Genomic DNA, 15,627 nt, shown 5'->3' with positions numbered 1-15,627 from the left:
CCGCGAGTTGGCACTTCACGGCAGTGTCGTTCAAAAACATTGCCGCGAAGTGCCAACTCGTGTGGGCGCGCGTTCCCCGGGGTGGTTACCCGGCGTACGCGCGGACGCCCTCAAGCTCCGCCTCGAGTGCCAGCAGCTGGCGCTCGACGGCGGCCGGAGCCGTGCCGCCCTGGGAGTTGCGGCTGTTGAGCGAACCCTCGGTAGACAGGACCGTGCGGACCTCCGACGTCAGGTGCTCCGAAATGGACGCGTACTCCTCGTCCGTCAGGTCCCAGAGCTCGACGCCGCGGCTTTCAGCCTGCTTCACCGCGGCACCGGAGAGCTCGTGCGCCTCCCGGAACGGCACGCCCTGCCGGACCAGCCATTCGGCGATATCCGTGGCCAGCGCGAAGCCCTGCGGCGCGAGTGCTTCCATCCGTTCGGTGTTGAACGTCAGGGTCGCGATCATGCCTGAGACGGCCGGGAGCAGGAGCTCCAGGGTGTCCGTGGCGTCGAAAACCGGTTCCTTGTCCTCCTGCAGGTCGCGGTTGTACGCGAGCGGCAGGCCCTTGAGCGTGGCCAGCAGCCCGGTGAGGTCGCCGATCAGCCGGCCGGCCTTGCCGCGCGCGAGCTCGGCAACGTCCGGGTTCTTCTTCTGCGGCATGATCGAGGAGCCGGTGGAGTAGGAATCGTGCAGGGTGACGAAGGAGAACTCCTTCGTGGCCCACAGGATGACTTCCTCCGACACCCGGGACAGGTCCACGCCGATCATGGCGGTGACCCACGCGAACTCGGCGAACACGTCGCGGGCGGCCGTGCCGTCGATCGAGTTGTGCGTGGCCGAGAAGAAGCCCAGGTCCGCGGCCACGGACTCCGGGTCCAGCCCGAGCGAGGAGCCCGCCAGGGCACCCGACCCGTACGGCGACACCCCGGCGCGCTTGTCCCAGTCGGCCAGCCGCTGCACATCGCGCAGCAGCGGCCAGGCGTGGGCCAGCAGGTGGTGGCTGAGCAGCACCGGCTGGGCGTGCTGGAGGTGCGTGCGGCCGGGCATGGCCACCCCCTGGTGCGCCTTGGCCTGGTCCACCAGCGCATCGATCGTGGCGAGCACGCCGCGGGCGATGATCCGGGCGTGGTCGCGCAGGAACATCCGGCCCAGCGTGGCCACCTGGTCGTTGCGGGACCGGCCGGCGCGGAGCTTGCCGCCCAGGTGCGGGCCCGCGCGCTCGATCAGGCCGCGTTCCAGCGAACCGTGCACGTCCTCATCGGATTCGGCCGGCAGGTACGCGCCGGAGGCGACGTCCTCGTCCAGCCGGGTGAGGGCGGCCAGCATGCCTTCCAGTTCGGCGTCGTCCAGCAGCCCGGCCTTGTGCAGCACGCGGGCGTGCGCCTTGGAACCGGCGATGTCGTAGCGGGCCAGCCGCCAGTCGAAGTGCGTGGACTTGCTCAGCGCGGCGAGGGCGTCCGCGGGGCCGCCGGCGAACCGGCCGCCCCACAGCGCACCGGTGTTAGTCCCCGAGCGCACCCCGGCCTCGCTTCGCTCTGCCGGGGACCCCTGCGCTCGTGGGCCCATCTCCGCCTTGGTGGTTTCAGACTCAGCCACGCGGGCTACTCTCCTGCGACGCGGATGTCGCGGCCGGAAGCGACCTTGGCGGACATGCCCCACAGCTCGATGAAGCCGCGCGCCATCGACTGGTCGAAGGTGTCGCCGGTGTCGTAGGTGGCGAGATCGAAGTCGTAGAGCGAGGTCTCGGAGCGGCGTCCGTTCACGATCGCCTGGCCGCCGTGCAGCACCATGCGGATGTCGCCGGAGACGTACTTCTGGGTGTCCTCGATGAAGGCGTCGAGGGAGCGCTTCAGCGGGGAGAACCACTGGCCGTCGTAGACCAGCTCGGCCCAGCGCTGGCCGACCGTGGCCTTGAAGCGGGCCTGCTCGCGCTCGATGGTGATGTCCTCGAGGTGCTTGTGCGCGGTGATGAGGGCCATGGCGCCGGGGGCCTCGTAGATTTCGCGGGACTTGATGCCGACCAGGCGGTCTTCGACAACGTCGATCCGGCCCACGCCCTGGGCGCCGGCGCGGCGGTTGAGTTCCTTGATGGCCTGCAGCGGGGTGACCTTGACGCCGTCGATCGCGACCGGCACGCCGGCTTCGAAGGAGATGGTGACTTCATCCGGTGCCGGCGGGAACTCCGGGGTGGCGGTGTAGTCGTAGATGTCCTTGGTGGGGGCGTTCCAGATGTCCTCGAGGTAGCCGGTTTCGACGGCGCGGCCCCAGACGTTCTGGTCGATCGAGTACGGGTTCTTCTTGGTGGTCTCGATCGGCAGCCCCTTCTCCTCGGCGAAGGCGATGGCCTTGTCGCGGGTGAGGGCGAGGTCGCGGACCGGGGCGATGCACTTCAGGTCCGGGCCGAGGGTCTGGATGCCGACTTCGAAGCGGACCTGGTCGTTGCCCTTGCCGGTGCAGCCGTGGGCCACGGTGGTGGCGCCGAACTCGCGGGCGGCCTTGACCAGGTGCTTGACGATCACCGGGCGGGAGATGGCCGAGACCAGCGGGTAGTGGCCCTGGTAGAGGGCGTTGGCCTTCAGCGTGGGCACGCAGTATTCGTTGGCGAACTCGTCGGAGGCGTCGGCCACGTAGGCTTCGACGGCGCCGCAGCCGAGAGCGCGCTGGCGGATGGTTTCCAGCGACTCGCCGCCCTGTCCGACGTCGACCGCCACGGCGATGACCTCGGCACCGGTGGCTTCACCGATCCAGCCGATGGCTACGGAAGTATCCAGGCCACCGGAGTAGGCCAGAACAATACGCTCAGTCACGTCAAATGCTCCTTAGTTGTTTTGGTACTGCTTTTGTCTAGGGAAAGCCTGTCACATGGCCGTGGCAGGCCCAATCTTCAAAAAAATCCTGCGGGTGCTCAGCTGGTGCCGGCTTCCTCGGCGAGCTGCAGGAAACGGGCCGCCACGGCTGCGCCGCCCAGCGGGTCACGGGTGACCAGCAGCACGGTGTCGTCCCCGGCGATGGTGCCTAAAACGGACGGCATCACCGAGTGGTCGATCGCGAGGGCCAGGAAGTTCGCTGCGCCCGGCGGCGTCCGGAGCACAACGATGTTCGCGGACGCTTCGGCGGTGACCAGCAGTTCGCCGCAGAGCCGGGTCAGCCGCGCGTCGAGGATCTCCTGAGTGACGCCGCTCTTGGCCGCCCGCTCCCCGCCCTCCCCCGGCACCGCGTAAACCAGCACGCCTTCCTTGCCGCGGACCCGGACTGCGCCGAGCTCCACGAGGTCCCGCGACAGCGTGGCCTGGGTGACCTGGACGCCGTCGTCCGCCAGCAGCGCCGCGAGTTCGGCCTGGGAGCGGACCGATTCCCCGGTCAGGATCGCGGTGATCCGCGCCTGCCGTGCCGTCTTGGTGGCCGGACTGGCCCCCGGCGACGCGGGCTGGACGGACACTAGCCGAGTCCTTCAACCACGGCCAGTCCGGAGCGGTGCATCAGCCACGCCATCAGGGCTTTCTGCGCGTGCAGCCGGTTTTCGGCCTCGTCCCAGACGACGGACTGCGGGCCGTCAATCACGGCCGCGGCGATCTCGTAGCCCCGGTAGGCGGGCAGGCAGTGGAGGACGACGGCGTCCGGCGCGGCGAGCTTCATGGCCGCCTCGTCGACGGCGTAGTTCCGGAACAGCTGCAGCCGGGCTTCCTTCTCGTCCTCCTGGCCCATGGAGACCCACGTGTCGGTGGCGACGACGTCGGCCCCGAGCAGCGCTTCGGCGGCGTCCACGGTCACCAGCACCGAGCCGCCGGTCTCCGCTGCGCGGTCCTCGGCGGCGGCGATGATCTCCGGGGACGGCAGGTACCCCTCCGGCCCGGCGATGCGGACGTTCATGCCGGCCGTGACACCGGCCAGCAGGTAGGAGTTGGCCATGTTGTTGGCGGAGTCGCCGAGGTAGCTCATGGTGAGCCCCGCCAGGCTGCCCTTGTGTTCCTTGATGGTGAGGAGGTCGGCGAGGAGCTGGCAGGGGTGGTAGTCATCGCACAGGGCGTTGATGACGGGCACGGACGAGTTCTGGGCCATCGCAACCAGTCCGGCGTGCGCGCCGGTGCGCCACACGATGGTGGACACCATGCGTTCGAGCACCTTGGCGGTGTCCTCGACGGATTCCTTGTGGCCGATCTGCGCCTCGCCGGGGTTGATGATGAGCGCGTTGCCGCCCATGTCCGCCACCCCGGTGGCGAAGGAGACCCGGGTCCGGGTGGAGGTCTTGTCGAAAATGACGGCGACGGTTTTCCGTCCGCTGCCCTCGGCGGCGTACGGCTGGACGCTGTACGGGGCGGCCTTCATCCGGACGGCCAGGTCCAAAACCTCGGCCTGCTCGGCCGGGGTGAGGTCCGTGTCCTTGAGGAAGTGCCGGACCTGGCTGTTAGAAGTCACTGTCGAAATCTCCGGAGCGTTCACTGGGAATCCTTTGCGGTCTGGAGGAGGGCGGGCAGGGCCGCGAGGAAACGGTCGGCCTGGTCGGTGCTGAGGATCAGCGGGGGCGCGAGCCGGATGGTGCGGGGGCCGGGGCTGTTGACGATGAAACCCGCGTCGAGGCCGGCCGCCACCACAGCCGGGGCAATGTCGGCGTCGAGGTCGAAGCCGATCAGCAGCCCCTCGCCGCGGACCTCGGTGACGCCGGCGGTGGCTGCCAGCCCGTCGCGCAGGTGCCGGCCCACCTTCCGGACGTGGGCCAGGACGTCCTGGCTTTCCAGCACGTGCAGGGTGGCGAGGGCAGCGGCGGTGGCCACGGGGTTGCCGCCGAACGTTGTGCCGTGCTGGCCGGCGGACAGCAGCGCGGACACCTCGGGGCCGAACGTGAGCAGCGCCCCGATCGGGAAGCCGCCGCCGAGGCCCTTGGCGAGGGTCACGGCGTCGGGGACAATCCCGGCGTCCTCGCTGGCCAGCCATTTGCCGGTCCGGCCGATGCCGGTCTGGACCTCGTCCAGGATCAGCAGGGCACCGGCGGCGCTGGTGGCCTCGCGGGCCGCCTTGAGGTAGCTGGCGGGCAGCGGCCGGACGCCGGCCTCGCCCTGGATCGGTTCGAGGAAGACGGCGGCAGTGGTCTCGTCAATGGCGGAACGGAGCGCGTCGATGTCACCGAACGGGACATGCACGACGCCGCCGGGCAGCGGCGCGAACGGCGCCCGGTACGCTTCCTTGGCGGTCAGCGCGAGGGCGCCCATGGTCCGGCCGTGGAAGGCGCCTTCGAGCGCAATGATCTTGGTGCGCGGCTTCGCTGCACTGTCCGGGCTGGCGCCCGTATTCCGCCGGGCCAGCTTGAACGCGGCCTCGACCGCTTCCGTGCCGGAGTTGGCGAAAAACACCTTGGATCCGGCCGGGGCCTTGCTGAGCTCCAGCAGTTTTTCGGCGAGGGCGATCTGGGTGGGGCTCGTGAAGAAGTTGGAGACGTGGCCCAGGGTGGCGAGCTGGCTGGAGATCACGGAGGTGACGAAGGGGTGCGCGTGGCCCAGGGCGTTGACGGCGATCCCGCCAAGCAGGTCCAGGTATTCCTTGCCGTCGGCGTCCCAGACCAGGCAGCCGGCGCCGCGGACCAGGACCCGCTGCGGGGTGCCGAACACACCCAGGAGGGAGGACGAGTAGCGGGACAGCCACTGGGCGCCGGTGGTCTGGCCGCCGGTCTCTACGAGTTCGGTGAGTTCGGGGGCAGTTTCGATCTGGTTCATTTGCGTTCCTCGTCCGGGACGACCTGCGTGCCGATGCCCGCCGTCGTGAAGGTTTCCAGCAGCATCGAATGCGGCAGCCTGCCGTCCACGATGTGCGCGCGTTCCACGCCGCCCTCGACGGCTTTGAGGCAGGCTTCCATTTTGGGGATCATGCCGGATTCCAGGCGCGGCAGCAGCTCGCGGAGCTCCGACGCCGTCAGCGAGGAGATCAGCGAGGAGCGGTCCGGCCAGTTGGCGAAGAGCCCCTCGACGTCGGTGAGGATCACCAGCTTCGAGGCGCCGAGGGCTTCGGCGAGGGCTGCGGCGGCGGTGTCGGCGTTGACGTTGAGGACCTGGCCGGTGGTCTGCGCCTGCTTTGTTCCCGCGTCCAGGCTGCCGTCGTCGAAGATTTCGGGGGCCACGGTGGAGATCACCGGGATCCGTCCGGCGGCGATGATGTCCAGGATTCCCTCCGGGTTGACGCCGGTGACCTCGCCCACCAGGCCCAGGTCCACCTCCTCGCCGTCGACGACGGTGCCGGTGCGGACCGCGCGGAGCAGCCCGCCGTCCTCGCCGGACATGCCGACCGCGTAGGGGCCGTGGGAGTTGATGAGGCCCACCAGCTCGCGGCCGACCTGGCCGGTGAGGACCATCCGGACCACGTCCATGGCCTCGGGCGTGGTGACCCGCAGGCCGCCCTTGAACTCGGATTCGATGCCGAGCCGGCTGAGCATGGCGTTGATCTGCGGACCGCCGCCGTGCACCACCACGGGGTGGATCCCGACGTGGTGCAGGAAGACGACGTCCTCGGCGAAGGCACGGCGGAGCTCGTCGTTGACCATGGCGTTGCCGCCGTATTTGATCACCATGGTGGTGCCGGCGAAGCGCTGGATCCAGGGCAGGGCCTCGATCAGCGTGCCGGCCTTGTCCTGCGCGTCGGACATGGACGTGGTTTCGCGGGTCTGGGTGTTCATGGGGCGTCCTCCTGTTTGTCCTCCTGTTCGTCCTTCGTCGAAGGGACTAGCTGGAGTAGGCGCTGTTTTCGTGGACGTAGTCGTGCGTGAGGTCGTTGGTCCAGATGGTGGCCTCGGCCTCTCCGGCCTGCAGGTCGATCTCGACCAGGACCTCGCGGGGTTCCAGGTCCACCAGGCTGCGGTCGTCGCCGATGCTGCCGTTGCGGCAGATCTGCACGCCGTTCATGGACACGTTGAGCTGGTCGGGTTCGAAGGCGGCGTCGGTGGTGCCGACGGCGGAGAGGACCCGGCCCCAGTTGGGGTCTTTGCCGAAGATGGCGGCCTTGAAGAGGTTGGAGCGGGCGACGGCGCGGCTGACCACTTCGGCGTCCTTTTCGCTCGCGGCGTTGAAGGTGCGGATCGCGATGTCGTGGCTGGCGCCCTCGGCGTCGCCGATGAGCTTGCGGGCCAGCTCCGCGCAGACCGCGGTCAGGCCCGCGCCGAAGTCGACGGCGGACGGCACGGCGCCGGAGGCGCCGGAGGCGAGCAGCACCACCGTGTCGTTGGTGGACATGCAGCCGTCCGAGTCCGCCCGGTCAAAGGTGACCCGTGTGGCGTCGCGGAGGACGACGTCGAGCATGTCCGGCTGGACGTCCGCGTCGGTGGTGAGGACCACCAGCATGGTGGCGAGCCCGGGGGCGAGCATGCCCGCGCCCTTGGCCATGCCGCCGATGGTGAATTCCTTGCCGGCGGCATCGGTGCCGGTGAAGACGGCCTCTTTGGACACGGAGTCCGTGGTCATGATGGCGGTGGCGGCGTCGGATCCGCCGTCGCCGCTGAGCGCCGACGTGGCGGCACCGATCCCGGACAGGATCTTGTCCATGGGAAGCTGCTCGCCGATCAGTCCGGTGGAGCAGACAAACACGTCGGTGGCGGAGACGCCCAGGGCCTCCGCGGTTTTCTCGGCTGTGGTGTGCGTGTTCTGGAAGCCTTGCGGGCCGGTGCAGGCGTTGGCCCCGCCGGAGTTGAGGATGACCGCGTCCACGCGGCCGTCCTTGACCACTTCGCGGGACCAGTGCACGGGGGCTGCGGCAACCCGGTTGGAGGTGAACACGGCCGCGGCGGCCTTGGCGGGCCCGTCGTTGACCACGAGGGCGAGATCAGGCTTTCCGGAGGCCTTGAGGCCGGCGGTGACGCCGGCGGCGCGGAACCCCTGCGGGGCGGTGATGCTCACGGTGCGACTCCCTGGTGGTTGAGGCCGGCGGTTTCCGCCAGGCCGAGGGCGATGTTCATGGACTGCACGGCGCCGCCGGCGGTCCCCTTGGTCAGGTTGTCGATGGCGCACGTGACGATCACGCGGCCGGTGTGCGCATCGAGCGCCAGCTGCATCACGGCGTGGTTGGATCCCTGCACGGACTTGGTGGAGGGCCAGCGGCCTTCAGGCAGCAGGTGGACGAACGGTTCGTCGTCGTAGGCCTCGGCCCAGGCGGAGCGCAGCTCCTCCGCCGTCACGCCCGGCCGCACCTTGGCGGTGGCGGTGGTGAGGATGCCGCGGCTCATGGGGGCCAGCGTGGGGGTGAACGAGACCGTGACCGGTGCGTTCAGTGCCTTCGACAGGCCCTGTTCGATTTCCGGGGTGTGCCGGTGGCCGCCGCCCACGCCGTAGGGGCTCATGGAGCCCATGACCTCGGAGCCGATCAGGTTGACCTTCGCGGCCTTCCCGGCTCCGGAGGTGCCGGAGGCGGCGACGATCACGACGTCGTCCGCCTGCAGCAGGTGGTTGCTGAAGCCGGGGGTCAGGGCGAGCAGGGCCGACGTCGGGTAGCAGCCCGGGACAGCGATCCGCTTGGCGCCGCGGAGGGCTTCGCGCTGGCCCGGCAGTTCGGGCAGGCCGTACGGCCACGTTCCGGCGTGCGGGGAGCCGTAGAACTTCTCCCAGGCGGCGGCGTCGTCCAGCCGGTGGTCGGCGCCGGCGTCGATCACTACGGTGCCGGCCGGCAGCTGCGCCGCGATATCGGCGGAGGCGCCGTGCGGGAGGGCCAGGAACACGACGTCGTGTCCGGCCAGGTTCTCCACGGTGGTGTCCTCAAGAATGCGGCTGGCCAGACCGTGGAGATGGGGCTGCAATTCCCCTAGTCTGGAACCGGCGTTGCTGTGCGCCGTGATGGCGCCGATGGTGACGTCGGGGTGGCCGGCAAGGAGCCGCAGCACCTCGCCGCCGGCGTAGCCGCTGGCTCCGGAGACGGCAACAGAAATAGTCATAGCTCCGACTATACAGCAAGAGTATGCATAGATGCCGATATTTATGCATGGGTCATGCGTGTCCTCCGGCCCTACCCGGGCTGCGCCGGACGGCAGTGTGCCGCGCGGCCGCGCCGGATCCCGGACGGCGCTTCGCCGATGGGGCCGGTGTCCCTAGGATGGGTGAAAACAGCCGGGTCCGGCCCGCGCACGTCAGCCCAGTCAAGGAGTTCCATGATGCATGCAATCGTTGCCCGCGAGGCCGGAGGCCCCGACGTCCTCAACCTGGCTGAAGTGGACCGCCCGGTCCCGGGCCCCGGGCAGCTGCTGGTCAAGGTCGCCGCCGTCGGCGTGAACTTCATCGACACGTACAAGCGCAGCGGCGCCTACAAGGTGGCTTACCCCTTCACCCCGGGCTCCGAGGCCTCGGGCACCGTGGAGGAACTGGGTGACGGCGTCACGGGGTTCTCCGTCGGCGACCGCGTGGCCACGGCCGAGGGCGTCAACTGCTACGCCGGCTACGCCCTGATTGATGAGGACAAGGCGCTGCCGGTGCCGCACGGCGTGGACGACTTCACGGCCGCGGCCCTGCCGCTGCAGGGCATCACCGCGCACTACCTGATCAATTCCTCGTTCAAGGTGGAGCCGGGCCACACCGTCCTGCTGCACGCCGGCGCCGGCGGCGTCGGACTCCTGCTGATCCAGCTGCTCAAGGCCCGCGGCGCGCGCGTCATCACCACGGTGTCCACCGATGACAAGGAACAGCTGGCCCGCGAGGCGGGCGCGGACCACGTGCTGCGGTACGACGGTTTCGCCGCGGAGGTCCGTGAACTGACCGACGGGGCCGGCGCGGACGTGGTGTACGACGGCGTCGGGAAGGACACATTCGACGGGTCCCTCGCCGCCCTGCGCATCCGCGGCACCCTGGTGCTCTTCGGTGCCGCGTCGGGCCCGGTGCCGCCCTTCGACCCGCAGCGGCTGAACTCGGGCGGCTCGCTGTACCTCACCCGGCCGACGATCGCCCACTTCCTGCGCGACGCGCGGGAACGCCGCTGGCGCTCGGACGAACTCTTCGCGGCGGTGGCCGACGGGACCCTCAAGGTGCGGATCGGCGCCCGCTACGACCTGGCCGAAGCCGGCCGGGCCCACGATGACCTCGAGCAGCGGCGCACCACCGGCAAAGTCCTGCTGGTGCCCTAGGGCCAAGTACCACGGTCGCAGGAACAGGCAGGCTCCGGAACAGGCAGGCTCAGGAACAATGCGGAACCGCGTGCGAACATCGCTCCAGAGGCGGACTATTAACACCAAGCGAACCCCGACACCTTCCGTTCACCTAGGCCGGAGACCATCCCCCTGTGACTGATCACCAAGCGCAACCCGGCGGCCCGCCACAGGCCCTGGCCACCGCCAGCCCGGACTTCCTGCCGCAGCTTCCCGGGTCCCTGGCCGCGCCGCCGGAGCGGACCCTGGTTGATATCCTGCGGCACACCGCAGCGCGCTTTCCGGAGGCGTCCGCCCTCGACGACGGCCACGAGTCACTCAGCTACGCCCAGCTCATGGCGGCGGTCCGGGCCAGGGCGAAGGAGCTGCACCTGGTCGGCCTCGGCGCCGGGGACAAGATCGGGGTGCGGATTCCGTCCGGCACCAACCTGCTGTACGTCTCCATCCTGGCCATCCTGATGGTCGGGGCCGCCTACGTCCCGGTCGACGCGGACGACCCGGAGGAACGCGCCCGGCTGGTGTTCGGCGAGGCCGGCGTCGCGGGCATACTGCGCGGCGGCGGTGAGATTGTGACAAAGGGCCAGCAGCCCCGCCCATTCCCTGCTCCGCGGCTGCCCGGCCCGGACGACGACGCCTGGGTTATTTTTACCTCGGGTTCCACCGGCACCCCCAAGGGCGTGGCGGTCCAGCACCGATCTGCCGCGGCCTTCGTCGACGCCGAAGCCCGGCTCTTCCAGCAGGGGGATCCGGTCGGGGCGCAGGACCGTGTCCTCGCGGGGCTCTCGGTCGCCTTCGACGCCTCCTGCGAGGAGATGTGGCTCGCGTGGCGCCACGGCGCGTGCCTGGTCCCGGCACCCCGCGCCCTGGTCCGGACCGGCATGGACCTGGGCCCGTGGCTCATCAGCCACGGCATCACGGTGGTGTCCACGGTCCCCACGCTGGCCGCGCTCTGGCCGGTGGAGTCGCTGGAAAGCGTCCGCCTGCTGATCTTCGGCGGCGAAGCGTGCCCGCCGGACCTCGCCGAGCGGCTCGCCGTCGAGGGCCGCGAGGTCTGGAACACCTATGGGCCCACGGAGGCCACGGTGGTCGCGTGCGCCGCGCCGCTGGGCGGGTCCGGTCCGGTCCGGATCGGCCTGCCGCTGGACGGCTGGGACCTGGCCGTAGTGGATGAGCGGTCGCGGCCGGTCGCGGAAGGCGAAGTCGGCGAACTGATCATCGGCGGCGTCGGCCTCGCCCGGTACCTGGACCCGGCCAAGGACGCCGAAAAGTACGCCCCCATGCCCTCACTGGGCTGGGCGCGCGCCTACCGCTCGGGCGATCTGGTCCGATACGAGGCCGCGGGGCTGATCTTCATGGGCCGCGCCGACGAACAGGTCAAACTGGGCGGGCGGCGGATCGAGCTGGGCGAGATCGATGCCGCCCTGCAGTCGCTGCCGGACGTCGCGGGCGCGGCCGCGGCAGTGCAGACGACGGCGGCAGGGAACCAGATCCTGGTCGGCTACCTCGCGCCGGCCGGCGGCAAGGACCTTGATCTTGCCGCCGCCCGGGAACTGCTCGGCGGCAGCCTGCCGGCCCCGCTGATCCCGCTCCTGACCGTGGTGGACTCGCTGCCCACCAAGACCAGTGGCAAGGTGGACCGGCACGCGCTGCCGTGGCCCCTCGCCGGGGCCGGAGCAGCAGACACCGAGGCGGCCCCGCTGAACCTCCCGGACGATGCAACGTGGATTGTGGAGCAGTGGAGCGCGGTGCTGGGCACCACCGCGTCCAGCCTCGACGCCGACTTCTTCGCCTACGGGGGCGGGTCCCTCGCCGCCGCGCAGCTGGTCTCGGCGCTCCGCGTGCGCTACCCCACCATCACGGTGGCGGACATTTATGCCACTCCCCGCATCGGGGCACTGATCGACGTTGCGCGGCAGTCGCTGCCCGACGGCGGCGCTGTCGCCCCCGCGGAACGCGTGGTCCGCCGCACGGCCCGCAAGTCGCAAGTCTTCCAGACGCTGATGGGCGTCCCGCTGCACATCCTGGTCGGCATGCGCTGGCTGACGTACCTGATGGCGGCAAACAATCTTCTCTTTACGTTCGCAGGCTTCACGGCGGCGCCGACCCTCTCGTGGTGGTGGGTGGGCGCGTCGTGGCTGGTGTTCGTCAGCCCGGCGGGCCGGATGCTGATCTCGGTCGCGGCGGCCCGGCTGCTGCTCCGCAAGGTGGTCCCGGGAACGTACCCGAGGTCCGGCCGGGTGCACCTGCGCCTGTGGCTGGCCGAGCAGATCCAGGACCTGGCCGGTGCCATCAGTCTGGCCAGCGCCCCCTGGGTGCCGTACTACGCCCGGGCCCTCGGCGCGAAAATCGGCGACAACGTCCAGCTGCACTCGCTGCCGCCCGTCACGGGCCTGCTCTCGCTGGGCAGCGGGTGCAACGTGGAGCCCGAGGTTGATCTGTCCGGCTGGTGGATCGACGGCGACGTCGTCCACATCGGGGCCATCCGGATCGGCCCCGGCGCCACCGTCGGGGCGCGCAGCACGCTGATGCCCGGCGCCACGATCGGCGCCGGAGCGAAGGTGGAGCCCGGCTCGGCCGTGCTGGGCAAGGTGAAGTCCGGGCAGCTCGTGGCCGGGTCGCCCGCCGAGCGCCGAGGGAAGGCCAAGGCCGCCCGGCCGGAGACTCCCCCACACCACCCGCTGATCGGGCGGCTCTGGTTTGCCGGCTTCGCGGGTGCCTCCGCCGTCCTGGCCCTGATCCCCTACGTCTCGGCTGCCGCGGCGGCGCTGGTGGTCTTTGGCTTCATCCGCGGCAGCGAATCTCTGGGCGCGGCGCTGCCGCAGCTCCTCCTCTCCCTGCCCGCCGCGGCCCTGGCCTGGTTCCTGACGAACCTCGTGCTGATCCTCGTGACCACCCGGCTCCTAGGCCTCGGCCTGGCCGAGGGATATTACCGGGTGCGCAGCCGGATCGGCTGGCAGGTCTGGGCCACGGAACGGGTGCTGGACCTGGCCCGCGACCTGCTCTTCCCCATCTACGCCAGCCTCTTCACACCGGCCTGGCTCCGCCTGCTCGGGGCCAGGATCGGCAAAAACGTCGAGGCCTCCACCGTCCTGCTGATTCCCAAGATGACCACGGTCGGCGAGGGCGCCTTCCTGGCCGACGACACCATGGTGGCGTCCTACGAGCTCGACGGCGGCTGGCTGCGGATCGCGCCGGCCAAGATCGGCAAACGCTCCTTCCTGGGCAACTCCGGCATGACGGGCGCCGGGCGCAATGTGCCCAAAAACTCCCTCGTGGCGGTACTGTCGGCGACGCCCGCGAAGGCCAAGTCCGGGACCTCGTGGCTGGGTAGCCCGCCGGTCCGGCTCCGGCGCACCGCCATCGCCTCGGATGACACCAGGACGTACCAGCCGCCACTGAAACTCAAGGTTGCCCGGGCGCTGTGGGAGCTGTGCCGGTTCATCCCTGTGATGACGACGGTGGCGATCGCCGCCGTCGTGTTCGTCGCCTTCGACTGGCTGGCCACGGTGTTCAATTACGGCATCGCGGCACTCCTGGGCGGCGTCGTGATCCTGGCTGCCGGCTTTGTGGCCGCCGGGAGTGCCGTCGTCGCGAAGTGGCTGCTGGTTGGGCGCATCAAGCCCGGTGAGCATCCGCTGTGGAGCTCTTTCATCTGGCGCAACGAGGTGGTGGACACGTTCATCGAAATGGTCAGCGCTCCGTGGTTCGCCCGCTCGGCCAGCGGCACCCCCGCCCTGGTCTGGTGGCTCCGCGCCCTCGGGGCAAAAATCGGTCCCGGCACGTGGTGTGAAAGCTACTGGCTGCCCGAAGCGGACCTGGTGACCCTGGGCCGGAATTCCACGGTGAACCGCGGCTGCGTGGTCCAGACCCATCTGTTCCACGACCGCGTCATGAGCATCGACACTGTTACGCTCGATGACGGGGCAACGATGGGGCCGCACGGAGTCATCCTCCCGCAGGCCCGCATCGGCAGCGGCGGCACAGTGGGCCCGGCGTCGCTCGTGATGCGCGGCGAAACTGTGCCCGCCGGCACCTACTGGATGGGCAATCCGGTGAGCCCCTGGGCCGGCCCGGCCGTGCCCGCCCCCAAACTGAAATAGCCCCGCCCGTCCGCACACCTGCAAGCGCGAAAGCCGGTTTATGAGTTCCATTTTTCCGAGTTCCACGGCCGCCCCCGGGGGCGCCGGCGGCCCCCCGGCTGACGAGGCGGCCGCCTCACCCGATCCGTACCTGCCCGGCCACGGGACGGACGCCTACCGGGTCACCCGCTACGAACTCGATCTCGACTACAAACTCAGCAGCAACCGCCTGAACGGGCGGGCGGTGCTGCACGCTGTGACGGAACGGCCGGCGTCGGCCATTGTTCTGGACCTGACGGGACTCCGGGCCACCAAGATCCAGCTCAGCGGGCGCAGGGTACGGAAATTCAGCCAGCGCGCCGACCAGCTGGTGATCGTGCCCGAGGCTGCCCTGCTGCCGGGACAGGAGTTCACCCTGGACATCCGGTACGAGGGAAACCCCGCTCCCCGCCGCGGGTTGTGGGGCGAAGTGGGCTGGGAGGAACTGACCGACGGCGTCCTGGTGGCAGGGCAGCCGAACGGCGCACCGTCCTGGTTCCCGTGCAACGACCACCCGAAGGACAAGGCGAGCTACCGGATCTCGGTGACCACGGATGCCAATTACCGGGCCGTGTGCAACGGGATCCTGGTGTCCCGCACCAGCCGGTCCAGCCGCGAGACCTGGGTCTATGAGCAGGCCGAGCCGATGTCCACCTACCTCGCCACGGTCCAGATCGGCCGCTATGAGCTGTTGGCCCTCGACACGGTCCGGCAGCCATCCCACGTTCCCCAGTTCGCCGCAGTTCCGGCGGAGCTTGCGGACGCGGCCCGGACGGGGCTGGCGAGGCAGCCGGAGATGATGCGCACTTTCATCAACTGCTTCGGCCCGTACCCTTTTGCCGAGTACACGGCGGTGGTCGCCGGGGATGTCCTGGAGATCCCGCTGGAAGCGCAGAGCCTGTCGATCTTCGGTCCCAATCACCTCAAGCTGGACTGGGAGTCCCAGCGTCTGATTGCGCATGAACTGTCGCACCAGTGGTTCGGGAACTCGCTCACGGCTGCCTCGTGGCGGGACATCTGGCTGCATGAGGGCTTTGCCTGCTACGCCGAGTGGATCTGGTCCGAGGAGTCCGGTGTATTGACGGTGGCCCGCCGGGCCGCCGCGGCATGGCGGAAGCTGGCCACCAGCAAGCAGGACCTATTGGTGGGCGACCCCGGGCCGGAGCTGATGTTCGATGACCGGGTTTACAAGCGCGGCGCACTGGCGCTGCATGCCCTGCGCCTGCGCTGCGGTGACCTGGCCTTTTTCTCTCTGCTGCATGAGTGGGTGGCTGAGAACCGGCACGGTTCCGTGTCGACTCAGCAGTTCATCCTCACGGCCGACCGTGCTACCGGACTCGACACCGAGTCCCTGCTGCACCCGTGGCTGTACCAGGAGGCCTTGCCTCCGCTGCCGGCCGCAGGCTGATGCGTTTGCCCCCGGC

11 protein-coding genes are annotated in these 15,627 nt (G+C 69.8%); 3 read left to right on the top strand and 8 right to left on the bottom strand.

What is annotated here, in order from left to right; translation table 11 throughout:
- Positions 1-85: 85 nt before the first annotated feature.
- The 8 genes from argH to argC form a co-directional block, all read right to left on the bottom strand.
- Positions 86-1,549: an argininosuccinate lyase gene (gene argH / locus AR539_RS08930; protein ID WP_066436396.1), complete on the bottom strand. Its 1,464-nt coding sequence runs from the start codon at positions 1,547-1,549 to the stop codon at positions 86-88.
- A gap of 35 nt (positions 1,550-1,584) precedes the next feature.
- Positions 1,585-2,790, bottom strand: coding sequence for an argininosuccinate synthase (locus AR539_RS08925; protein ID WP_028277269.1), 1,206 nt, complete (start codon positions 2,788-2,790; stop codon positions 1,585-1,587).
- A gap of 98 nt (positions 2,791-2,888) precedes the next feature.
- The gene (locus tag AR539_RS08920; protein ID WP_066435022.1) at positions 2,889-3,422 is read right to left on the bottom strand and encodes an arginine repressor; all 534 of its coding nucleotides are present in this window, start codon (positions 3,420-3,422) and stop codon (positions 2,889-2,891) included.
- Positions 3,422-4,399, bottom strand: a complete 978-nt coding sequence (gene argF / locus AR539_RS08915) for an ornithine carbamoyltransferase (RefSeq protein ID WP_066436394.1) — start codon at positions 4,397-4,399, stop codon at positions 3,422-3,424. Before argF ends, AR539_RS08920 begins: the two co-directional genes overlap by 1 nt.
- A 20-nt stretch (positions 4,400-4,419) precedes the next feature.
- Positions 4,420-5,691, bottom strand: coding sequence for an acetylornithine transaminase (locus tag AR539_RS08910; RefSeq protein ID WP_066435021.1), 1,272 nt, complete (start codon positions 5,689-5,691; stop codon positions 4,420-4,422).
- Complete coding sequence (gene argB, locus AR539_RS08905; protein WP_066435020.1) at positions 5,688-6,644, bottom strand: acetylglutamate kinase; 957 nt, start codon at positions 6,642-6,644, stop codon at positions 5,688-5,690. The genes AR539_RS08910 and argB overlap by 4 nt, the downstream gene beginning before the upstream one ends.
- A 46-nt stretch (positions 6,645-6,690) precedes the next feature.
- Positions 6,691-7,857 (bottom strand): bifunctional glutamate N-acetyltransferase/amino-acid acetyltransferase ArgJ, encoded by a 1,167-nt coding sequence (argJ, locus tag AR539_RS08900; RefSeq protein ID WP_066435017.1) that lies wholly within the window; start codon positions 7,855-7,857, stop codon positions 6,691-6,693.
- Positions 7,854-8,885, bottom strand: a complete 1,032-nt coding sequence (argC, locus tag AR539_RS08895; protein ID WP_066435013.1) for an N-acetyl-gamma-glutamyl-phosphate reductase — start codon at positions 8,883-8,885, stop codon at positions 7,854-7,856. The genes argJ and argC overlap by 4 nt, the downstream gene beginning before the upstream one ends.
- A 213-nt stretch (positions 8,886-9,098) precedes the next feature.
- On the opposite strand from argC, the gene AR539_RS08890 reads away from it, so the two are divergent.
- The 3 genes from AR539_RS08890 to AR539_RS08880 all read left to right on the top strand — a co-directional run bounded on the left by AR539_RS08890 (position 9,099) and on the right by AR539_RS08880 (position 15,611).
- On the top strand, positions 9,099-10,064 hold the full coding sequence (locus tag AR539_RS08890) for a quinone oxidoreductase family protein (protein ID WP_066435010.1): 966 nt from the start codon (positions 9,099-9,101) through the stop codon (positions 10,062-10,064).
- Between the two features lie 197 nt (positions 10,065-10,261).
- A complete protein-coding gene (locus AR539_RS08885) occupies positions 10,262-14,185 on the top strand; it encodes a Pls/PosA family non-ribosomal peptide synthetase (RefSeq protein WP_066436386.1) in 3,924 nt (1,307 codons plus the stop codon).
- Positions 14,186-14,225: 40 nt separating this feature from the next.
- Positions 14,226-15,611: a M1 family metallopeptidase gene (locus tag AR539_RS08880; RefSeq protein ID WP_082699261.1), complete on the top strand. Its 1,386-nt coding sequence runs from the start codon at positions 14,226-14,228 to the stop codon at positions 15,609-15,611.
- Positions 15,612-15,627 lie beyond the last annotated feature (16 nt).

This window comes from Arthrobacter sp. EPSL27 (assembly GCF_001512305.1).
Taxonomy (GTDB): domain Bacteria; phylum Actinomycetota; class Actinomycetes; order Actinomycetales; family Micrococcaceae; genus Arthrobacter.
Note: the sequence above shows the minus strand (reverse complement) of the source record. Positions and strands in the feature narration are given on the sequence as shown.

What these genes read in the sequence shown, in the direction of transcription:
- argH (WP_066436396.1), bottom strand. Translation starts at nt 1,549, where the DNA reads ATGGGCCCACGAGCGCAGGGGTCCCCGGCAGAGCGAAGCGAGGCCGGG.
- AR539_RS08910 (WP_066435021.1), bottom strand. Translation starts at nt 5,691, where the DNA reads ATGAACCAGATCGAAACTGCCCCCGAACTCACCGAACTCGTAGAGACC.
- argB (WP_066435020.1), bottom strand. Translation starts at nt 6,644, where the DNA reads ATGAACACCCAGACCCGCGAAACCACGTCCATGTCCGACGCGCAGGAC.
- argC (WP_066435013.1), bottom strand. Translation starts at nt 8,885, where the DNA reads ATGACTATTTCTGTTGCCGTCTCCGGAGCCAGCGGCTACGCCGGCGGC.
- AR539_RS08890 (WP_066435010.1), top strand. Translation starts at nt 9,099, where the DNA reads ATGATGCATGCAATCGTTGCCCGCGAGGCCGGAGGCCCCGACGTCCTC.
- AR539_RS08880 (WP_082699261.1), top strand. Translation starts at nt 14,226, where the DNA reads ATGAGTTCCATTTTTCCGAGTTCCACGGCCGCCCCCGGGGGCGCCGGC.